This is a genomic window from Mesorhizobium sp. ISC15, from assembly GCF_037162615.1.
In the GTDB taxonomy this organism is placed as follows: Bacteria; Pseudomonadota; Alphaproteobacteria; order Rhizobiales; family Rhizobiaceae; genus Mesorhizobium; species Mesorhizobium mediterraneum.
In genome coordinates this window covers 5,319,527-5,339,197 of the sequence record NZ_JAVSPX010000001.1, presented here as the reverse complement: position 1 = coordinate 5,339,197, position 19,671 = coordinate 5,319,527, and the positions used below count along the sequence as shown (strand labels likewise).

22 protein-coding genes and 1 pseudogene are annotated in these 19,671 nt (G+C 61.6%); 15 read left to right on the top strand and 8 right to left on the bottom strand.

The annotated features are described in order from the left end of the window. Position 1: 1 nt before the first annotated feature. Both RPG13_RS25735 and RPG13_RS25730 read left to right on the top strand, forming a co-directional pair. Positions 2-151, top strand: coding sequence for a hypothetical protein (locus RPG13_RS25735; RefSeq protein ID WP_127204769.1), 150 nt, complete (start codon positions 2-4; stop codon positions 149-151). A 195-nt stretch (positions 152-346) separates the two neighbouring features. Further along, positions 347-448 (top strand): annotated as a pseudogene (locus tag RPG13_RS25730) (BA14K family protein); the annotation flags it as partial. Positions 449-916: 468 nt separating this feature from the next. Here the strand turns inward: RPG13_RS25730 and RPG13_RS25725 are convergent. Continuing rightward, on the bottom strand, positions 917-2,449 hold the full coding sequence (locus RPG13_RS25725) for a nucleotidyltransferase domain-containing protein (protein ID WP_337126312.1): 1,533 nt from the start codon (positions 2,447-2,449) through the stop codon (positions 917-919). 148 nt (positions 2,450-2,597) lie between these two features. Between RPG13_RS25725 and RPG13_RS25720 the strand changes: the two genes are divergently transcribed. Both RPG13_RS25720 and RPG13_RS25715 read left to right on the top strand, forming a co-directional pair. Beyond that, the gene (locus RPG13_RS25720) at positions 2,598-3,899 is read left to right on the top strand and encodes a hypothetical protein (protein ID WP_337126311.1); all 1,302 of its coding nucleotides are present in this window, start codon (positions 2,598-2,600) and stop codon (positions 3,897-3,899) included. A gap of 180 nt (positions 3,900-4,079) precedes the next feature. After that, positions 4,080-5,297, top strand: coding sequence for a hypothetical protein (locus RPG13_RS25715; RefSeq protein ID WP_337126310.1), 1,218 nt, complete (start codon positions 4,080-4,082; stop codon positions 5,295-5,297). 192 nt (positions 5,298-5,489) lie between these two features. On the opposite strand, the gene RPG13_RS25710 is transcribed toward RPG13_RS25715, so the two are convergent. Then, positions 5,490-5,669 (bottom strand): hypothetical protein, encoded by a 180-nt coding sequence (locus RPG13_RS25710; RefSeq protein WP_337126309.1) that lies wholly within the window; start codon positions 5,667-5,669, stop codon positions 5,490-5,492. Positions 5,670-5,804: 135 nt separating this feature from the next. Here RPG13_RS25710 and RPG13_RS25705 point away from each other — a divergent pair, with 135 nt between their 5' ends. Continuing rightward, positions 5,805-6,065, top strand: coding sequence for a hypothetical protein (locus RPG13_RS25705; RefSeq protein WP_337126308.1), 261 nt, complete (start codon positions 5,805-5,807; stop codon positions 6,063-6,065). 3 nt (positions 6,066-6,068) lie between these two features. After that, entirely contained in the window at positions 6,069-6,329 is a 261-nt protein-coding gene (locus RPG13_RS25700; RefSeq protein ID WP_337126307.1) for a hypothetical protein, read from the top strand. Here the strand turns inward: RPG13_RS25700 and RPG13_RS25695 are convergent. Continuing rightward, complete coding sequence (locus RPG13_RS25695) at positions 6,326-7,039, bottom strand: SOS response-associated peptidase (RefSeq protein ID WP_337126306.1); 714 nt, start codon at positions 7,037-7,039, stop codon at positions 6,326-6,328. The two genes, RPG13_RS25700 and RPG13_RS25695, sit on opposite strands and share 4 nt — an antisense overlap. Positions 7,040-7,318: 279 nt before the next feature. Between RPG13_RS25695 and RPG13_RS25690 the strand changes: the two genes are divergently transcribed. The 5 genes from RPG13_RS25690 (at position 7,319) to RPG13_RS25670 (ending at position 11,114) form a co-directional block, all read left to right on the top strand. Beyond that, a complete protein-coding gene (locus RPG13_RS25690; RefSeq protein ID WP_337126305.1) occupies positions 7,319-7,756 on the top strand; it encodes a hypothetical protein in 438 nt (145 codons plus the stop codon). 170 nt (positions 7,757-7,926) lie between these two features. Then, positions 7,927-8,691, top strand: coding sequence for a septum site-determining protein MinC (gene minC / locus RPG13_RS25685; protein ID WP_337126304.1), 765 nt, complete (start codon positions 7,927-7,929; stop codon positions 8,689-8,691). Positions 8,692-8,806: 115 nt separating this feature from the next. Beyond that, positions 8,807-9,622, top strand: coding sequence for a septum site-determining protein MinD (gene minD, locus RPG13_RS25680; RefSeq protein WP_337126303.1), 816 nt, complete (start codon positions 8,807-8,809; stop codon positions 9,620-9,622). Next, the gene (gene minE, locus RPG13_RS25675) at positions 9,619-9,891 is read left to right on the top strand and encodes a cell division topological specificity factor MinE (protein ID WP_095482719.1); all 273 of its coding nucleotides are present in this window, start codon (positions 9,619-9,621) and stop codon (positions 9,889-9,891) included. The genes minD and minE overlap by 4 nt, the downstream gene beginning before the upstream one ends. A 341-nt stretch (positions 9,892-10,232) precedes the next feature. Further along, positions 10,233-11,114: a DMT family transporter gene (locus RPG13_RS25670; RefSeq protein WP_337126302.1), complete on the top strand. Its 882-nt coding sequence runs from the start codon at positions 10,233-10,235 to the stop codon at positions 11,112-11,114. Positions 11,115-11,145: 31 nt separating this feature from the next. Here the strand turns inward: RPG13_RS25670 and RPG13_RS25665 are convergent, their stop codons facing one another. After that, positions 11,146-11,886: a sulfotransferase family protein gene (locus tag RPG13_RS25665; RefSeq protein ID WP_095482855.1), complete on the bottom strand. Its 741-nt coding sequence runs from the start codon at positions 11,884-11,886 to the stop codon at positions 11,146-11,148. Positions 11,887-12,732: 846 nt separating this feature from the next. Continuing rightward, the gene (gene yghU, locus RPG13_RS25660; protein WP_095482716.1) at positions 12,733-13,599 is read right to left on the bottom strand and encodes a glutathione-dependent disulfide-bond oxidoreductase; all 867 of its coding nucleotides are present in this window, start codon (positions 13,597-13,599) and stop codon (positions 12,733-12,735) included. Positions 13,600-13,878: 279 nt separating this feature from the next. Here yghU and RPG13_RS25655 point away from each other — a divergent pair, with 279 nt between their 5' ends. After that, complete coding sequence (locus RPG13_RS25655; protein ID WP_127204758.1) at positions 13,879-14,781, top strand: S1C family serine protease; 903 nt, start codon at positions 13,879-13,881, stop codon at positions 14,779-14,781. 22 nt (positions 14,782-14,803) lie between these two features. Beyond that, positions 14,804-15,745: a LysR family transcriptional regulator gene (locus tag RPG13_RS25650; RefSeq protein ID WP_337126301.1), complete on the top strand. Its 942-nt coding sequence runs from the start codon at positions 14,804-14,806 to the stop codon at positions 15,743-15,745. Here RPG13_RS25650 and RPG13_RS25645 read toward each other — a convergent pair. The 3 genes from RPG13_RS25645 to RPG13_RS25635 all read right to left on the bottom strand — a co-directional run bounded on the left by RPG13_RS25645 (position 15,696) and on the right by RPG13_RS25635 (position 18,409). Further along, positions 15,696-16,418 carry an SDR family oxidoreductase gene (locus tag RPG13_RS25645; RefSeq protein WP_442921354.1) on the bottom strand — a complete coding sequence of 241 codons (723 nt, stop codon included), beginning with the start codon at positions 16,416-16,418 and terminating at the stop codon, positions 15,696-15,698. The two genes, RPG13_RS25650 and RPG13_RS25645, sit on opposite strands and share 50 nt — an antisense overlap. A gap of 119 nt (positions 16,419-16,537) precedes the next feature. After that, entirely contained in the window at positions 16,538-17,188 is a 651-nt protein-coding gene (locus RPG13_RS25640) for a hypothetical protein (RefSeq protein ID WP_292504193.1), read from the bottom strand. Positions 17,189-17,503: 315 nt separating this feature from the next. Further along, on the bottom strand, positions 17,504-18,409 hold the full coding sequence (locus tag RPG13_RS25635) for a LysR family transcriptional regulator (protein WP_337127054.1): 906 nt from the start codon (positions 18,407-18,409) through the stop codon (positions 17,504-17,506). Between the two features lie 100 nt (positions 18,410-18,509). On the opposite strand from RPG13_RS25635, the gene RPG13_RS25630 reads away from it, so the two are divergent. Both RPG13_RS25630 and RPG13_RS25625 read left to right on the top strand, forming a co-directional pair. Then, positions 18,510-19,250: an SDR family oxidoreductase gene (locus RPG13_RS25630; RefSeq protein WP_337126299.1), complete on the top strand. Its 741-nt coding sequence runs from the start codon at positions 18,510-18,512 to the stop codon at positions 19,248-19,250. A 33-nt stretch (positions 19,251-19,283) separates the two neighbouring features. Further along, the gene (locus RPG13_RS25625; RefSeq protein ID WP_126105741.1) at positions 19,284-19,481 is read left to right on the top strand and encodes a tautomerase family protein; all 198 of its coding nucleotides are present in this window, start codon (positions 19,284-19,286) and stop codon (positions 19,479-19,481) included. Positions 19,482-19,671: the final 190 nt, after the last annotated feature.

Here is a 19,671-nt window from a genome sequence, read left to right as displayed (position 1 = left end):
GATGATCAGAAAACTCAAAGACGGAAAATACCGCCTCTATTCGCGCAAGAAGGACGAAAAGACCGGCAAGCGCCGCAATCTCGGGACATTTGACAGCCGCGAGGCTGCGGAGAAGCACGAACGCGAGGTGCAGTATTTCAAGAGGCATTGAGGGGCGTTGGTGGCCCGTGCCCGCCGGCCATTTGCGCCGCATGCGTGGCGGAACCTGAATTGCTATTCCGATGCCGGCGCTGCCGACTGCGCCGCTCAGCCTCCCGACGATGGCGCCAGCTATGTCGAGGTGAGCGAGACGTGGCCAATGGATGGTTACGTTCCGTCGCAGGAAGCCGGCGCCGCCTGGCTTCCGCCCCACCATGTGCAATATTGCTTCAGCCGCTACCGCTCCTACCGGCCGGAAGACAACAGCTATCAGCCTTACTCCGGCGGCCCCCGACGGCAGTGCAAGTAGGCGGGGGCTGGGAGGCCGTTTGTGCGCACCTCGCGCTCGCCATCCTATACTTCACCAGCGATTTCGCGCGGCATGGCGCATTGGCGCACCACGATCGCCGAGGGAAAAGGCGCTGGTCAGCGCCCTGCGCCTGTCGGGCATCTGCCGTCCCGTGCTGGACCTCCCGGAAGGCGGCGACAAGGTGCTGCCGGGGTCATGCTTTGACGAGGGAGGGGCGGGGAGACGTTGCGGAGGGGCGGGGAGACGTGGCGGATTCGCGGGCAGGATGGCGAGGTGAGGGTATGCGGAGCTGTTGAGGGAATAGGACGTACTGTATCGACGCTGAATAGGGTTGACCGCACCAGCAGGAACCGGACTGATCGAAACTCGCCACATAAAAATCAGTGTCCTTGAGGCGAGAGCCGTTCTTGCAAGAAAGTGACGAATCATAATGCCTTGTCAGCGCCATACCCATGGTGGGCTCGGAACCTAAAACCGCCCAGTGGGAAGTTGTCTTCCGTCTCTGGCGATCGCATCTAGACGGTCTTCCCCGCGAAGCATTGCATTTAGATGGTCTTCAAGCTGTTGATCATAAGAAGAGTCAAAGAGGGGTGAGCCGGAGGCAGCAACGAGGAAATTGTAGGTCGTCACGTACCGCGAGCGAAGCTCCGCCCTTCCACGAAGGGATTGGAGTTCGCCATCGATAAATGCGGAGCCATCATCGTAAACTGCCCGGGTCACAAAGTGTTTGCCGTCAACGATTCCATATTCCTCCCAATAATAAGGGAAGAATCCATCGCCACGCTCAACCTCAGCAATATTTTCCTGTGTACGCGGATAGAGACCCGTTGGTTGCAAAGGGGCGAGTTCAACATAAACGAACTCATACTTGTAGGAGCCCGGATTGATTGCGGCGACGCGACGTATGTTCATTTCTTCGCCGTTGAGAACAAAGCGATCGCCCTCGTCAGCAAATGAGAAAATCTGCAAATTGCTGTTGCCTCGGGACCACCAAATTGGTGTGCCATCTTCGAACTCAAGGGGTTCCTCAAGCAATCTTGCCACTCGCTGCCTGATTTGGTTCGAATCCTCAAACCATTCAACTCCACGGACGCCAGGAAATGCGCTCTCGAAACGCTTTGCAAAGATGACCGTGCTGTGAGCGCCGCCTATCGACGGTCGTTTTGGTTTGGCCTGGATTGCAGTTGCCCTCGCCTCCAGGTAGATTGCTGTGTCGAGTACAATTTCTGATAGAAGGAGTTGATCTTTCGAAGACAATGGCGCTCGAGTACCTCTCCCGCTGCGCCTCGCCTCAAAACGGCGGCCAAGATCCGCGACTTTCTTTCGACGTTCGTGCAGCAAAACCGTGAGGTGAGTTGCGCCGATATCGACGTCATACTCCCTACCAGGGTCACCGTCGCCATCGTCCTCGAGGTACTGCACCATAGCCGCATGGCGCATCAGTTGCTTTGGGGCAGCGTCAGCATCATCGAAAGGTCTAAGCGTCTCGGCTCCGAGCGCATTAACGCCGAGATACGAACTGCGAGTTTTTTGCGCGAACCGGATGCACTCTCCGACGAGCCGCTCTTTGATTTCACGGGACCCAGCGTTTGGTAGTCCGTTCACTATCTGGCCACTGACGAGATCAAGGAATGTGTTTGCTGAGAAGAAATTTCGGGCTCCATCCTTATGAATGTCTGATGAAATCTCCAGTGAGGTGACGGCAACTATGCTGCAGATCAAGGTGTCGCGACTTGGCCGGCGCAAAACCTTGCCAAGTTCATCCTCTAACGAAATTTTGTGGCGAAGTAGTTTTTCCAGCCAGTCTGCGCGGTCGATCGCGTCCGGCGTCTCCGGTATGACGACGACAATGTCGATGTCACTTCTGTCTCCGAACAGAGTACCATCACGATAAATCAAGCTTCCGAAGACATAAATCCCTAATGGCGCCAGATCACCTCTTGTGACTTTTGCCCACCGGAATAGGTAGTCCTTTGCTTCTGACACCGGTTTAGTAGACAAACTGATCCTCCGTTGGGCATGCTAGAAGATATGCCTTCGTTTTCCATGAATATGATAGCTAACATAAGAATGCGTGTCCGGCACGCTGCTAGTTTGCCTGATAGCGAAGGGCGTACGCAGCGATCGCGATCAGGAGGGAGACAATAAGTTGGCAATAGAGAACTCGCGATACCAGCACGCTGTGGGGCAAGGGTTTTTTCACACCGCCGTCCTTCACGGAGATGATGAGCTTCGCCTATCTTACGTCTATGATTGTGGAGCCATGGAGCGCTACGCAACTGAGCGCAAGCGCGAGATAAGAAAGTATCTCCAAAGAGTCGGGGCACGGTCGTCCCTGGATTTATTATTCATGTCGCATGTCCATGCGGACCATCTGAACGGGCTAGAGCAACTCCTCGACGACACTCGCGGCCTTGACGTCGATACAGTCGTCTTACCTCTGGTTAACGTCGCCGATCGGCTGATCGCGTTCGCGCGGACAGTGGCGGAGGATCGCGCATCCGCGGAGAGCCGCTTTTATCGCGATTTCGTCATCGATCCTGGCGATGCACTTGAGCGATTCCGCCCGCGCCGCATTATCTACGTGGAGCAAGGCAACCGCGATGACGGAGCGCCGGACGGGGCAGAGCGGCCGCTCGATCCGCCTGATGGGCCAAAAGTAAGCGGTGAGGGCCGCGGCAGGCGCGATCCTGCTTGGAGGTTGGTTGGCCGTGGATCGGTTCGTCCTTTTATTGGACCGCAACGCGCCGGAGCCGGAAACTCGGCCCTGCGGCTCGTGATACCAGACACGCTGGCCATAATGCTGTCAGCGGCTAAAGGTGAGTGGCTTCTCGCTCCATTCGTCGACCCAACGGTCGCTGCGCATCGCAAGCAGTTCCTAAGGGAATTGGCGAAACAATGTCATGTGTCACTGTCCAAAATCGGCGCCTGGTTGGAAGTATCCGACAATGTAGAAAAGCTCGTGACGACAAATCTAGACCAGCTGGCAGCCGCTTATGGAGCTTTGGTTGGTAACCTCAACATCACGTCGCTTTGCCTGTATTCAGGACCGGCGCGTGGATCAAGCCTCTACCTCACCCGGCACCATGAAGGTGAGTTCGGATGCGTCTCCCACTGCACCGGCCCGCAAGGCCCGATCGGATGGTTGGCGACCGGCGATGCGGCTTTGAAAGAGAAGCGGCGTAGAGCCGATTTCGCAATCCACTATGGGGAACTGATGAAAGAAGTGGTTACATTGACGCTGCCTCACCATGGATCTGATGGCAACTTCGATATCGACCTGCTTGGGAAGGTAGGGCCGCGCATTTGCATCGCCGCTGCTGACCGTTATAGCACATGGAAACACCCGGGTGCTCACACGGTCCAAGCAGTGTGCTCGCATCCGGCGCTGCTGCATGTCGTGACCTCCAAGGCCCCTTCTCTCGTGTTTGAGCGGGCGAGACTTGGGTAACAATATCAGCCAGACCACAGCGACAGTCGTCAGCTCCCGGTGCGTAAAGTATAGGGCTCCAGAATATCCAGCGGCGTACACTACCGTCCTTTTTCGTCGCGCCAAAACCTCGCATTGCCCGTAGCGGGACTTCCGTTCAACCGAGCACCTGCCCTTTTACAAGCCTCCAAGGATTGAAGAATGTTCGAGCGTCCGCCCTTCAAAAAATGTCCTACGTGCGGTCGCGAGCAGGGGTTCGGTATCTTATGGGTATCGTCAGAATCCTATGATCGGCGTTGCAAATTTTGCCGAGCCAAAGCTACTTACTTTCTACCCGAACTCAACAAGAAGGTCCTCTACTTAGACCAGTTCGCAATCAGCGAAATCTTCAAGGTAAAGAAACACAAGCGCCGTGCTGACGCCCCCCATGGAGAGTTCTGGGCCGAAGTTAATAACCTAGTAGAGCGGGCAATTATGCGCCAGCAGATCATTTGCCCCGCATCAAACATTCATCGCGATGAGACGATGGTCTATCGAGATGGAAATGCGCTTGATCTTGCTCACGAGATGATGGGCGGGGACACCTCGTTCGAGGATACGACCATGATCGAGCATCGACAGATCTACCGGCACCTTGAAGCGTATCTTAAAGGCAAGGATCCGCCGTCCTTTGACTTTGATGTCGACGAGATTCTCAACGGCCACCGAAACGCTTGGTTGCCTGACCTGCACATAACGGTGGAGACTGACTGGAGCGGCTTCGTCGAAAACGTCAGGATTGCTCGAGATAAAGCGGCAGGGGACTTCGCGCCGTTGTACGACCAATGGGCACGCGACAAACCAACGTTTGAAGAGGTGCTGAACAACGAACTTGGGGTGTTGGCTCGAGGCTATATCGAAGCCTATTTCCACTTCATGGCGGCCGCTCAGGTAGGTGAGGCATCCCGCGACGTCCAAATGCATATGGACGGCGCGCTCTCTCCGGTCGTTACTTTGATCCATCACATCAACCATGAGTTCATCAAGCGTGGCACGCCTCCAGAGTCGGCGCTTCGAGAGACGGCGAAATTTTTGAATTGGCCGAAGAACCGGTTGTTACCGCACCATTGGATTTCAGCGCATCTCTTTGCGGCAATTGCCGACAGGCTCGCTCATGGCCAGAAGCGGCGCCCGTCGCGAGGAATGATGAATGATATCAAAGCTATCTCTCTGTATGGGCCATATGTGGACGCTATATTTTTGGACAACGAGTGCGCAGCCCTCCTGGAGCAAAAGGGCGTTGCGAGGGCAGTAAAGCTCAAGGCGCGAATTTTTTGTCTAAGGCGTTCAGCTGACTTTCTAGCTTACCTGCGGGAGCTGATCGACTTAACCCCAAAGGAGGTCATCGACGCCGGGCAAGAGCTGTATGGTGTGGCTTAAATGACCTCGACGCCCAGGCGCCGGGCACTTCGATGAAAGGCGACTCGCAGACATTTCGAACTCGCCAGCAGGGGCTGTCAGCAACCGCTTTTCCGCCTCTCAGGCCCAGAAAGGCAAAGCGGACCCCAGCCCTCGGTGAACACCGAAGCCGTCCAACGACCCTTCACCTCCTGGACATTGGCAGGTGCACTCCTACCGCGTCGCCCGACGCCGGCTCTCGATCGCATCAAGCCGCTCCTGCAGATGCCCATTCAGCACGATCATCTCCTTGAGCGCCTTCACCGCATCGCCCTTGTGCTGGGCGATGAACTTGTCGGCGATGGCCTGAAGGGCTGCCTCCTGGCGGCTGTCCAGCGTCACGATGTGGTCCATGGCGATGCCTCCAATAGTTTCTGTTCAAATTGAACAAAACGGGAACAAAAATGTCAAGGGCGAATTGACTCCGCGAGGAATGCCTTCCTATTTGTCAGCAGGTGGGGCGGTTGCTCGCAAATGGGGAGAGCCGCGATGGGCAGACGAAAAAGCCGGTTTGACAGGCTGTCGACGAGGGATGCCGAGGCGATCATCAGGGACGCTCTGAGCCTGCGCAAGACTGTGCTTTCGTCGCAACTGCATCTGAAGGCGCATGGCGAGCTGTATTGGCAGCTTTGCGGGCTTACCGACAAATTGCATGATGTGATGGCCAGCCTAGCGGAGAAGGAGCCCGATTTCCGGATGCCGAATCTCGGCCTGCTCCCGCTTCCCGAGGATTACTCGACCCGGAAATGACCGATGGCCGGGCCGATGGACAGCGTTGGACGTGCCGCGAAGGCCAACATGCTGCTGATCGTGGAGTGCGGCCACTGCTTCCATGTCGGACGTTTCAGGGCGAACGATGTCGCGCAGGTGGTGGGCTGGAACAAGCCGCTGGAAGCCATCAGGTTCAGGTGCAAAAGGTGCAGCCGGAAGGATACCACCGTACGCACCCAGTTCATCGACCAGGACCATCCGCCGAAGGGCTACGTCTGGGTGTTGCAGAAGTTCAAGCTTTAGAACAGCGAACCCTGCACCGGCGCCTGTGGCGCCTGCGGCGGAAATTTTATCTGTGTGGCCGGCTTGTCGACGATCACCAGCGCGACATCCGGTGCCGTGCGCTGCAGGTGCCTGGCCTCCGACCACGGTGCGGTCAGCCACGTCTCGGTTTCCTTCTGCGTGGTCAGGATGACAGGCATAGCCTTCTCGTGGATCGGCGCGATCAGGGCGTTCGGTCTGGTGGTCAGAAAACCGTAGAGCTCGAAGTCGCCGGGGCCGTCCTTGACCTTGCGCACGCCTTGCCAGCGCGTCCACAGGCCGGCGAAGAAGAACAGCGGCCGCTCCTCGGTCAGCGCGAACCAGTAGTTCCTCTGGATACCGGTATCCTGGTCCTTGTCGCCCGGCGTTGGGCTCGGCTCGGCAAAGCTGGTGAGCGGCACCACGCAGCGGTTCTCGACGCCGAGATATTGCTGCCAGTGGCCGTATTGCGGGTTGCGGATGTTGGTGGTGCCGTAGTCGGCTTTGCCCTTCACCCGCTCAATCGGCGTCGGCATGCCCCACAGCAGGTTGGCCAGCTCGCGCGTCCCGTCCGGCGCGTTGCGCACCACCGGGCCGGGCTGGTTGGGGTAGATGTCGATGGAGGGTTCGAGATTGCCAAGAATGTCGCGCAAGGCGCGGGTCCACTGGCGGATCGCTTCCTGGCTGGTGGTGATGTTGTAGAGGTTGCACATGTCGAGCCCTCAGGGATGTTCAGGCATCTTGTGGGAAAGGGCAGGCAATTTCCAGCGCTGTCGCTCGGCTGCTGACACGCTACCCCAGCCAACACGACAGCGCCGCGATCACCGCCGCCACCCCGGCGGTCGACCGCGCCGGAAGGAGACAACCGTGCGCGGCGGCGAACCCACGGGCTCCGCTCACGCAACGCACGCCGGTTCCGCGCGTTCTACCCATTAGGAGGATCATGGCGGATGTGACGGCCGGTCTCATGCGCTCACAATCGGAGGCACACCATGATATCCAAGTTCAAAGAAGCCCTTGAGCGCGGGAAGGAAGCCCGTGAGCAAGAGGAGAAGGTCCGCAATGAGAAGGCCGAGGGGGTGGACTTCGGCGCACAAGCCCGGGCCTGGCTAAACGACGTCGTGGTTGCGTCGTTGCAAGCGGCCCAAGCTGACGTGACGGGCGAGGTGACTGTCGACATAGACACCGCGCCAAGCCACCAAGCCAAAGCGTCAACACCGTCTATTCGGTTCCAAGTCTACAGGAAGCGGGGCATGGAGGAGGAGGTAATCAGAAGGACGTTCACGGTCGACGTTCATCTGAGCGGGGAAGTCTCAGTCTCTTCGCCCGGGATCGTGGCGAGAGAAGTGGGAAACATAGGGGATAGGTCTGACGAGCCGTTCTCCAGCTTGCTAGCGGAACTGATCGAGGAGGCAGCGAAGGACACTTAGCCAGCAAGGTGTCGAGGAAAGGGCAGGCAATTTCCAGCGCTGTCCGCAAGGCTGCTGACACCGCCAAGTCTGTCAGTAACAGCTTTCCAGATGCCGCAAACACCCCCTCCGTTAACCTTTCGTTAACCATGGCTGGCTAGCGTTTACCTATCAGTAAGGAATCGCTGTCCGTGACCTTCGCCGCCCCCGTCGAGACCAAATCCATTCGCTTTCGCGCCCGCTCGTTCGTCGCCTTCACGCTGACGCCGGAGGCGCCGCTTTCGGAATGGCTGGAAAGCCTCGATCGTTGGATCGGCAACTCGCCGGGTTACTTTGCCGGCCGGCCGGTGGTGCTCAATCTCAACACGTTGAAGCCGGAGGTCGGACAGATCGCAGCGCTGGTTGCTGAGCTGGGCCTGCGCGGCATCCGCATCTACGCCATCGAGCTCGACGGCAACACGGCGCTTGAGGCCAATCTGCCGCCCGTGCTGATCGGCGCCAAGGAGGCCACCGCCGGGCTGCTCATGCAGGCCGACAGCAAGGGCAGGCCGGAAGAGACGGGCAAGGCGGAAGAGGCCGGCAGGGCGGAACAGGGCAAGCAGCCAGACGACAGGCAGCCGGAAGCGCCGGCCACGCTGATGGTGAAGACGCCGATCCGCTCGGGCCAGTCGGTCTTTCATGCGCATGGCGATGTCATCGTGCTGGGCTCCGTCGCCTCCGGGTCCGAGATCGTCGCCGCCGGCTCCATCCATGTCTACGGCACGCTGCGCGGGCGCGCGTCGGCCGGTGTGCTCGGCCATTCGGCGGCGCGCATCTTCTGCCGCAAAAACGAGGCCGAGCTGCTGTCGGTCGACGGCTGGTATTGCACCGCCGAGGAGATGGAGCCGTCCTTGCGCGGCAAAGCCGTCCAGGCCTTTCTCGAAAAAGACACGCTGCGCATCGCGCCTTTCAGCTAATGCATGCCGACCAAAGGAACGCAGCGGCTTTAGGAAACATTTACGAAAACAATGACTTAAGCGCATCGCATAAATCAGACGCTTAACAATACCAACAACAATAATGGAGGCATATATGGGCAAGGTAGTGGTGGTCACCTCAGGCAAAGGGGGCGTCGGCAAGACGACCTCGACGGCCGCCCTTGGTGCCGCGGTCGCGAGAACCGGCAAGAAGGTGGCCCTGGTCGACTTCGATGTCGGCTTGAGGAATCTCGATCTGATCATGGGCGCCGAGCGGCGGGTGGTGTTCGACCTGGTCAACGTCATCCAGGGAACGGCCAAGCTCTCGCAGGCGCTGATCCGCGACAAGCGGGTCGACACGCTGTTCCTGCTGCCGGCCTCGCAGACGCGCGACAAGGATGCGCTGACCGAGGAGGGCGTGGGCGAGGTGATCGACAAGCTGCGCTCGGTGTTCGACTATGTCTTCTGCGACAGCCCGGCCGGCATCGAGCGCGGCGCGCAGCTTGCCATGCGCTTTGCCGACGAGGCGGTCATCGTCACCAACCCGGAAGTCAGCTCGGTGCGCGATTCCGATCGCATCATCGGCCTGCTCGATGCCAGAACCGTCAAGGCCGAGCGGGGCGAGCAGATCGCCAAGCATGTGCTGGTGACGCGGTATGATGCCGCCCGCGCGGCGCGCGGCGAAATGCTCTCGATCGACGACGTTCTTGAGATCCTATCGACGCCGCTCCTGGGCATCATTCCCGAGAGCCAGGACGTGCTCAGGGCCTCCAACCTTGGTTCGCCGGTGACGCTCAGCGATCCCACCAATTCTGCCGCCCGCGCCTATATCGAGGCGGCCAAACGGCTCGAAGGCGAGGAGCTGCCGGTCGTCGTGCCGTTCGAGCGCAAGGGCTTTCTCGACCGGCTTTTTGGAAGGAGGGCAGCATGAACCTGTTGGACCTTTTCAAGCGGCGCGGCAGCGCGCCGGTGGCGCGCGAGCGGCTGCAGGTGCTGCTCGCCTATGAGCGCCGCAGCCGCAGCCAGCCCGATCTCGTCTCCATCTTGCGCGAGGAGATCATGGCCGTCATCGCCAGGCATGTGCAGATCGACCAGGATTATCTGCAGGTCTCGATGGAGCGCGGCGAGACGATGTCGACGCTGGATATCGACATCCAGATTCCCAACAAGAGCGCAAGGCCGCTGGCGATGTCGGCCTGAGCGGCAGGGTTGCGCCTGTAGTAATTTTTGGCGCCGGCGGGACAGTACCCCCCTCTGTCCTGCCGGACATCTCCCCCTCAAGGGGGGAGATCAGCAGCCTCAGCGCTCCGCTCACCTCTGCAACGCTTGAGATTGGCGAAAGCGGCTGAGCGCGCAATCTCCCCCCTTGAGGGGGAGATGTCCGGTAGGACAGAGGGGGGCGCTGTCCCGCCAGCGTCTATCAGAGTCTTTGCTTGCCCCACCCAACCACCCCTCGCTGCCTCACGACAGGCAAGCCCATTGGTCCTATCTCCGCCGCATGCCGTCGCGCATAGCCCGGCGGCAGGGGAGGACCGACCACAGTGACGTCGACGCCGGTTATCAAGCCTGTCTCCGAAACCCTGCCCATCGCGGCACTGCTCGGCGCCATGGTGTCGATCCAGATCGGCGCGGCCTTCGCCAAGGGCCTGTTTCCGCTGGTCGGCGCGCAAGGCACGACGGCGCTGCGGCTGGTCGTCGGCGCGCTGATGCTGGCGGCGGTGCTGCGGCCCTGGCGGGTGCGGCCGTCCAAAGCCGTCTGGCCGTGGCTGATCGCCTATGGGGTGACGCTCGCCGCGCTCAATCTTTTGTTCTATGCGGCGCTCGAGACGATCCCGCTCGGCATCGCGGTGGCGCTCGAATTTACCGGTCCGCTTCTGGTCGCGACGCTGTCGTCGCGGCGCGGCAGCGACTTCGCCTGGGTGGCGCTTGCCGTCGCCGGCATCGTGCTGTTGTCGCCCCTCGTGCATTCGCGCCAGGCGCTCGATCCGACCGGCGTGATGCTGGCGCTGGCGGCCGGCGGCTTCTGGGCGCTCTACATCGTGTTCGCGCAGAAGGCGGGCGCCGAACTCGGCGGCCAGACCACGGCTTACGGCCTGGCAATCGCCGCAGTGCTTGCGCTGCCGTTCGGCGTGGCCGAGGCGGGGCCGGCGCTGGTCGCGCCGTCGATCCTGGCCGGCGCCCTGCTGGTCGGGCTGTTTTCCAGCGCCCTGCCGTTCTGGCTGGAGATGGTGGCGCTGACCAGGATGCCCGCCAGGCTCTACGGCACGCTGACCTGCCTGGAGCCGGCGCTGGGCGCGCTGGCGGGGTTCCTGTTCCTGCACGAGATCCTGACCGGACTGCAATGCCTGGGGGTAGCCGCCGTCATAGCCGCTGCCTTCGGCGCCACCATGACGAACAAGCCGCCTGTGCCTTCGCCCGAATAGGGTTCGCTGGCGGCACCTTGGCTGAGGCCGGCTACCCCAGCCACCACCAAAGCGCAGCCAGCACCGCCACGCCGCCCGCGATCGACAGACCGAGCATCATGTACGATCCCTTGATGACGTCGCGGATCACCTTCTTGACGCTTTCGCGGTCATTGAGGTTCGGGAACGGCTCCCGCGGTTCCGCCACGCCGAGAAAGCGGCACAGCGGCCCCCAGCCTTCGGTCACCGTGAACACCAGAAGTTTTTCCGGCGACACTGCGGCCTTCACCTCCTCGGTGTAAGCGTTGTAGCGCGCGATTGCCCGCTCGCGGTCGTCCATCACGCCGGCCAGCACACGACCCCAGATCAGCTTGCGCGACATGTCGCCGAATTTCCGGCCGAACGGCGTCAGCCACTCCAAAATCTTGAACTGCCAGAGATTTTCGGTGAAGTAGATCGTATCGATCGTGCTGTCGTACCAGCCTTCGGCGCCGCGCGGGTGAAGCGTCAGCAGCACCTTGGCATCGGGATAGGCGGCCAACAATTCCCGCCACACGCAGCAGCCGGGATTGTCGACCGTCGCCGTGTAGTTGGCAAACGCTCGGTCCCAGTCGTGCGGCGTGCCGGGCTTGCTGTTCGCCACCTTGCGCCAGAAGTTGAGGTGGCCCTTGTTGGCCTTGTTGAGGATCACTTCCTGCATGTGATAGCAGGGAAAGCCGAGCCTGTTCAGCGCGGCAAAGGTCGACCATGTGCCCGTGCGTCCGAATCCCGCGCCGATTACCTTGAGCGCCATGTTCCCCATCCCTCCCATGGACTGATATTCTTATTTTATGTCAGTCCGTAGGGCCTACGTTGCGCCCGGAGTGTCCGGCGCGCAACAAATTTCCATCATGTCCTCCCGTTACAGGTCGTCTCTTTTTGAATGGACCAGCGATAGCCAAGGTAGAGCCTCAACCAAAGATTGCGTTAAATATGTGCACACTTCTGTTCCATTTGCCACTTGCGCAACCATTGAAAGGGTGAAAACGTTGGTCTGGGGTAAATGGGCAAGGGGGGTCGTCGCGGCTGTTGCAAGCCCGGGACGGCCTTGAAAAGCAATGAATTTTCCACAGTTCCTGGTGGGGATGACCACCGCGTCACTCGTCGTGGCGCTCTCGACTTTTTTGGCAACCGGTTCAATCTGGAAGGCGCTAGGCTGGACAGTCCTGACCCTGATCGTTTTGCAGGTTGGATATTTTGTGTTCGTCGTCCGGCTGATCTATAGAACCGGGCGAAAGACACACAGGTGATCCGCGACCCGTGAGTGCTGGACCATCGAGACGGTATCCGGTTTTACGACGTGTCGAGATTCGACGCCAATCCGGCTGAATATCTATATGCTTAGATCATGATGTTCCCGAAATAGACATTATGGTCTAAGCCTTTTGAAAGCGGACTTGTTCGGTTCTGGGAATGTGCATTGGACGTTCCGTTACTTTAGTCAACCAGTATATATTTCCGAATACATATGCCTGGGTTTGGGCGGCGCGGGAGCCTGTGTGCGGCTTGTGCAATCCTGATCCGCCGTCGAGACGTGGCAGGTTGAAGCTGATCTCCCCGGGAGAGATCAGCCGCGTCATCCGCTCAGCTCCGTCGCCGCTCACTCCGCCGCCAGCTTGTCCTGCGTCTTGGTGTCGAAATCGCTGGCGTCGTGACGCTCGTGCAACTGCATCGCCGGCTCGCCGAAGGCGCGATTGACCATGCGCCCGCGCTGCACCGCGGGGCGCGCGTCGATCGCGTCGGCCCAGCGCTGCACGTGTCTGTAGTCCGCGACCGACAGGAACTCGCCGGCGTCATTGTACATGCGGCCCTTGGCCAGCCCGCCATACCAGGGCCACACGGCTATATCGGCAATCGTGTAGTCATCGCCGCCGAGATATTCGCTTTCAGCGAGGCGCCGGTCGAGCACGTCCATCTGGCGCTTGGTCTCCATGGCGAAGCGGTCGATGGCATATTCGATCTTTTCCGGCGCATAGGCGTAGAAATGGCCGAAGCCGCCGCCGAGATAGGGCGCCGAGCCCATCTGCCAGAACAGCCATGACAGGGTTTCGGCGCGCGCCGGCTGCTCGGTCGGCAGGAATTCGCCGAATTTTTCGGCCAGATGCACCAGGATCGAGCCGGATTCGAAGACGCGGATCGGCTTTGGCCCGCTGCGATCCATCAGCGCCGGGATCTTGGAGTTAGGGTTGACCTCGACGAAGCCGCTGCCGAACTGATCACCGTCATTGATCCTGATCAGCCAGGCATCATATTCGGCGCCTTTGTGGCCGAGCGCCAAGAGTTCCTCCAGCATGATCGTCACCTTGACGCCGTTCGGCGTCGCCAGCGAATAGAGCTGCAGCGGATGCTTGCCGACCGGCAGCTCCTTGTCATGCGTCGGGCCCGCGATCGGCCGGTTGATGCTGGCGAAGGCGCCGCCATTTTCCTTGTTCCAGGTCCATACTTTCGGCGGTGTGTAGTCGTTCATCTCGGGAGGCCTTTGTTGGGAGCGGGGAGGGTCTTGGGGAGGATCAGCTTGCGCAATGAAAGGGAGCGAGGATGGGCAGATTCATCCGCACATAGATAAAGGTAGTGCTGGCAGCAGGAAGTTCAACTTGTGTTGAACTATTGTCGGTTCCGGGTGCCGGCCCACGTTCTCCCCCTTGGGAAGGGATCACGGATGCCCTTGCGCCTCGTCACGTGCGCCATACCTATAGAGGATATCGGGCCTTTGGCGGCCGCCATGAATATTGCCGGGATTGAGAGCATGACCATCGATACGATTTTGCGGTCCATCGTGGCGGTGCGCGCCTCGATCCCCGACGACGCCTTCACCGCGAATGCGCTGGGCACGAGCCGGGAGGGCAGCGGCGTGGTGATACGCGAGGACGGTCTGGTGCTCACCATCGGCTATCTCATCACCGAGGCGGAAGAAGTCTGGCTGACCGATCATAACGGGCGCGTGGTTCCCGCGCACGCGCTCGCCTACGACCAGGAATCGGGCTTCGGCCTGGTGCAGGCGCTGGCCCCGCTCGGCCTGCCCGCGGTGGCATTCGGCGACGCGGCCAAGGCGATGGCCGGCGATCCCGTGGTGCTCGCCGACGGCATCGGCCAGTCGGTCAGCGCGCACATCATCACCAAGCAGGAATTCGCCGGCTATTGGGAATATCTTCTGGACGAGGCGATCTTCACCGCGCCCGCCCATCCGTCATGGGGAGGTGCGGCACTCATCGGGCAGGACGGCAGACTGCTCGGCATCGGTTCGCTGCGCCTGCAGATGAGCCGCGCCGGCGAGATCGCCGATATCAACATGGTGGTGCCGATCGACCTTCTGCCGCCCATCCTCGACGATCTCCTGACACGCGGCCAAGTTTCCAAGCCACCGCGCCCCTGGCTCGGCGCCTTCTCCGCCGAAAGCAATGGCGAGGTGGTGGTGATGAGCGTCGCCGAAGGCAGCCCGGCCGCCGAAGCCGGCCTGCGCCAGGGCGACATCATCTCGGATGTGCGCGACGGCGAAGTCGACGGGCTCGCCGATTTCTATCGCAAGCTGTGGCAGAATCCGGCAGGCGCCGAGATCCCGTTGCGGGTGGTGCGCGACGGCCGCGAAACCTGGCTGCGCGTCAAGTCGGCCGACCGCAACAGCTTTCTCAAAAAACCGCAGCTGCAGTGAAGCAGTCAATACGGGTCACCCGATGCATCCAAGACTGCTCAAGACGTTCCTCGCGGTTGCGCGGTGTCGAAACATCACCCGCGCCGCTGAGGAGATCCACCTCGCGCAGTCGAGCGTGAGCGATCAGATCCAGACGCTTGAGACCGAGCTTGGCACGGTGCTGTTCACGCGGTCGAAGCAGGGCCTGCAGCTGACACCTGCGGGCGACACGCTGAAGCCCTATGCCGTGGACATTCTGATGCTGATCGAACAGGCACGGGCGGCCGTGGACGTGACCGCCGGACACGCCGCCGGATCGGTGACGATCGGCGCGCTGGAGACGATCGCCTCGGCGAAGCTGGCGCAATGGCTCCCGGATTTCCAGGTCGCCCATCCCGACGTCGATCTTCGGCTGAAGGTCGCGGGCAGCGGTGATCTCGTGCGCAAGCTGGAAGATGGCGAGATCGACGTCGCCTTTTGCTTCGACAGGGACGGTTTCGAGAAGGTCGACGAACGCCTCGCCAGACGGACGCTATCGGCGGAACCACTGATCCTTGTCTTTCCTCCTGGGGAGGCAGCGATGAGAGGCGATCTGACGGCGCTCGGCAAAATGAGCTTCGTCGTCACCGAAGCTGGATGCATCTCTCGGCACCTGTTCGACAAGGCTTTTGCCGAGGCAGGCCTTGCATCGCCGAGGCTTGCCGCCGAAGTCGGCAGCATCGGCACGATCGCGCGCCTGGTGGCGGCTGGGGCCGGCCTTGGTCTGGTGCCGCGCCTGGCCGTGGTCGAGGCGCTCGATCGTGGCGAGGTCATCGAAATGCCCTGGCCGGGCCCGGTCCGCACGGCGTCGATTGCCATGATCTGGCGCCGCAGGCGGGTGCAGCCGCCAGCCTTGAAACTGCTGCTGGCGGCCGCGGGCGACAATTTCGCGCCGGTTATACCAGCCGATGCCCGCCCTCGACATGCAGTGTCGTCCCTGTCGTGAAAGCGTTGCCCATCAAGAAGCAAATAGCGTCGGCGATGTCGTCGGGTTGTCCGACCCGCCCGACCGGCAGCCGCTCTGCCATCGCGTTCAGCGTGTCGTCCTTCTTGGCGCCGGCAACGAAGGTCCAGATCGGCGTGTCGACCCAGCCCGGCGAGACCGCGTTGACGCGGATGGGCGCCAGCTCGATGGCGAGCGCCCGCACGAGCCCCTCCAGCGCCGCATTGACCGCGGCGACGACCGAGCCCCGCGCCGCCGGCCGATAGGCCGCGATGCCTGATGTGAAGGTGATGGAGCCCGTGGCCGAAAGCATCGGCGCGCCATGTTTGGCCAGCAGCAGCGGCCCATAGAATTTGCTTTCCACCACCCTCTGCGCCGCCTTCAGCTCGAGCGCAGGCAACAGCTCATAGGCGCCTTCGATATCGGCTGCTGTGCTGACGATATGGTCGAGCCGGCCGATCCGCCTGAACAAAGCGGCGACCTGATCCTCCCGGGTGATGTCGACCGCGACCGTGTCCAGCGCGGCGGGGTTGCCCAGTTGCTCGCGCGCGCGCTTCAGCCTGTCCTCGTTGCGCCCGGCAATTATGACCTCGGCGCCAGCCTCGAGACACTGCCTTGCCAGCGCCAGACCCATCCCCGAACTGCCGCCGACGACCAGAACTTTCCTGTTTGCCATATCCGCCATCCTTCGCTTCCACAGACGATCACTTGGTCAGGGAAGTCGCAGGTCTGGGCTCGAAGCGGAAACGGAAGAAAACGATAGTGCTATCGGAAAATCCGATGGTGCGGCGTGCCTCACTCGCCGCAGGCGCTGAAGCCTATTCCGGGGCTCCACTCCGAAAAGGCAATGACCTTGCCTTCCACCGCCACGGTCTTCTGCTTTGTGGCGCCATCGGGCTGCATCTTGCTGCTTTTGCCCTTGCCGGTCAAAACGTTGTAGTCGCAGTCGCTTGCGACATTGTCCTCAAGATAATCGTGATAGTCATAGGCAAAGCCGGCGACGATGAAGGCGTCATTGCGGTAAGCGAGCGTCAGCGTCGTGTTGGTCCGTTTGCTGCCGACCGGCATTGCCGGCAGGTATAGGTTGATCGAGCCGTTGGGCAGCGTGGACAGCTCCGGCTCGGTGTCGGAAGCCCCGTAGCCCGGCCGGTCGTAACCGTTCCACTCTCCGTAGATCTGCTCACGCACGATGCCGGCAGGTTTGAGAAAATTGGCCTCGCGGTCCCTAAGGAAGAAATACATGTCCATCGGGTCGCCGGGCTTGGTCTCGACGATCATCACCAGATCGACGGCGCCGTCGCCGTTCCAGTCGCCGGTCAGCGCGGTGATGATCTTCTGGGTTTCGATCGGTTCCGCCAGGGCCATGGTCGGCAGCAGCAGCATCACGCCGAACAGCATCGCTCGCATGGCAATATAACCCCAGTTGAAGCCCGCCGTGTCCGCCATGGCCGGTTCCGCCAGGGAGATTCCTACAATACGACGGGACGAACCGCTATGGGCGCCGCGGGACAGCGTGATACGTGGGCAGACGGGCGTCAGCGACGTTGGCGGGACGGCGCCCCCCTCTGTCCTGCCGGACATCTCCCCCACGAGGAGGGAGATCGGCTGCCACTTCGGCTTTCGCCAATCACCAGCGCTGGAAGGCAGGCGGGACGGCGAAGCTGCCAATCTCCCCCCAAGTGGGGGAGATGTCCGGCAGGACAGAGGGGGGCGCGAAGGAACGCGGCCCCTGCGCAAAAGTAGCCGGCGGCCCCCGGCTCGTCACACCCGGCCCGATTTCCCATCCTCGCCAAAAATCCCGATCACCCAGTCGATGAACGCCCGCACGCGCGGCGCGAGCTGGCGGTTTTGCGGATACAGCGCCGACAGCGGCGTCGGCGACGGCGGATAGTCCGGCAGCACTTCGACCAGCGTGCCGCGCGCGAAATCGCCGGCGAAGCGGTAGTGCGGCGCCTGCACAAGGCCGAAGCCGAGGCGGGCGAGCTCCGCCATCGTGTCGGAGCCGTTGACCGTCACCCGGCTCGGCAGCGTGATGGTGCGCAGCTCGCCCGCAACCGTGAATTCAAGCGGCATCACCTCGCCGGTCCGCGACGAGCGGAAGCCGACCATCGCATGGCCGCCGAGATCGTCGGGCGTGGCCGGCACGCTGTGCCTCTCCAGGTAGGCCGGACTGGCGCAGGTGACTTCGCGCAGCGTCGCCACCCTTCGCACGATCATGCCGCTGTCGGCCTGTTCGCCGGAGCGCAGCACGCAGTCGACGCCTTCGCGCACCAGGTCGACCAGCCGGTCGCCGTCGCCGATATGCAGGTCGATCCGGGGATAACGATCGAGGAATTCGGCGAGCCGCGGCAGGATAAAGTGGCGGGCCATGAAGCCGTGCACGTCGATCCTGAGCAACCCTTGCGGCTGCGCCGCCCGGAAGCCGGCCTCGGCATCCTCCACATCGGACAGGATGGCGAGGCAGCGCTGGTAATAGGCCTGGCCGTCGAGGGTAGGGGTGACGTGGCGCGTGGTGCGCTCGAGCAGCCTGGCGCCCAGCCGCGCCTCCAGGGCCTTGATCGCCTCGGTGGCGGTCGATCGAGACAGGCCGAGATCGGCGGCCGCCGCGGTGAAGCTGCCGCGTTCGATCACGCGGGTGAGAAGGCGCATCCGGTCGAGACTGTCCATCGCCATTGTTCGCCATATCCGAATGGTGTTGGCAAGATCCGAGCGATTATCCCTGCGAGTTTGTCACCTACCTTCAGTCCACAAGAATTGGAGATCTGACATGGCTATGCAGGATGGAAGGGCGGCGCTGGTGACCGGCGCCTCGAAGGGAATTGGCGCTGAAATCGCCAGAAGGCTGGCGCGCGACGGCTTTTCGGTCGTCGTCAATTACGCCAGAGGCGCTGAAGCCGCCGAAAGCGTGGTGCGCGAGATCGCGGCTGAAGGCGGTACGGCGATCGCCGTCCAGGCCGATGTCGGCGTTCCCGTGGGCGTGACGCGTTTGTTCGACGCAGCCGAGCAGGCCTTCGGCGGGCTCGACGTGCTGGTCAACAATGCCGGCATCATGAAGCTTTCGCCGATCGCGCAGATGGACGACGCGGATTTCGACCGACAGATCGCGGTGAACCTCGGCGGTGTGTTCCGCGGTATGCGCGAGGGTGCAAGACGGCTCCGCGACGGCGGCCGCATCGTCAGCTTCTCGTCCAGCGTCGTCGGGCTCTACCAGCCGAGCTACGGCGTCTACGCCGCGACCAAGGCCGGCGTCGAGGCGATGACGCATGTGCTGGCCAAGGAGCTTGGGCCGCGCGGCATCACCGTCAATGTCGTGGCGCCGGGGCCGGTGGCGACCGAGCTGTTCCTCGACGGCAAGTCCGAGGCGCTGGTCGAGACAATCACCAAGCTGATTCCGCTCGGGCGGCTCGGCCAGCCCGCCGACATCGCCGGCGTCGTGTCGTTCCTCGCCGGTCCGGACGGCGGCTGGGTCAACGGCCAGGTGCTGCGCGCCAATGGCGGCACAGTCTGATTTTTTCCGCAACAACCACAGGGAATTGACATCATGCCGTTTGCAAACTTCAAGGTGCCGGAGCGCGCTCTGTCCGCCGGGCAGAAGGAGGACCTCGTCCACAAGACCACAGCCCTTTTCGTCGAGATGTTCGGCGAAGGCGTGCGCCCCTACACGATGGTGCTGATCGAGGAGGTCGCCGATGGCGGCTACGGCCGCGCCGACGAGGTGTTCACGATTCCCGGGGATTAGGGGCGGCATCTTGAGCCGTCGGTGACGCTGCCGATCTCCCCCCTTGTGGGGGAGATGCCCGGCAGGGCAGAGGGGGGCGCGACGGATCGCCAGCGTCTCGTTTCCTGAATTAACATGGGGCAGTTGCAAAGGGTTGAAGGTCGGCGGGACAGCGCCCCCCTCTATCCTGCCGGACATCTCCCCCACAAGG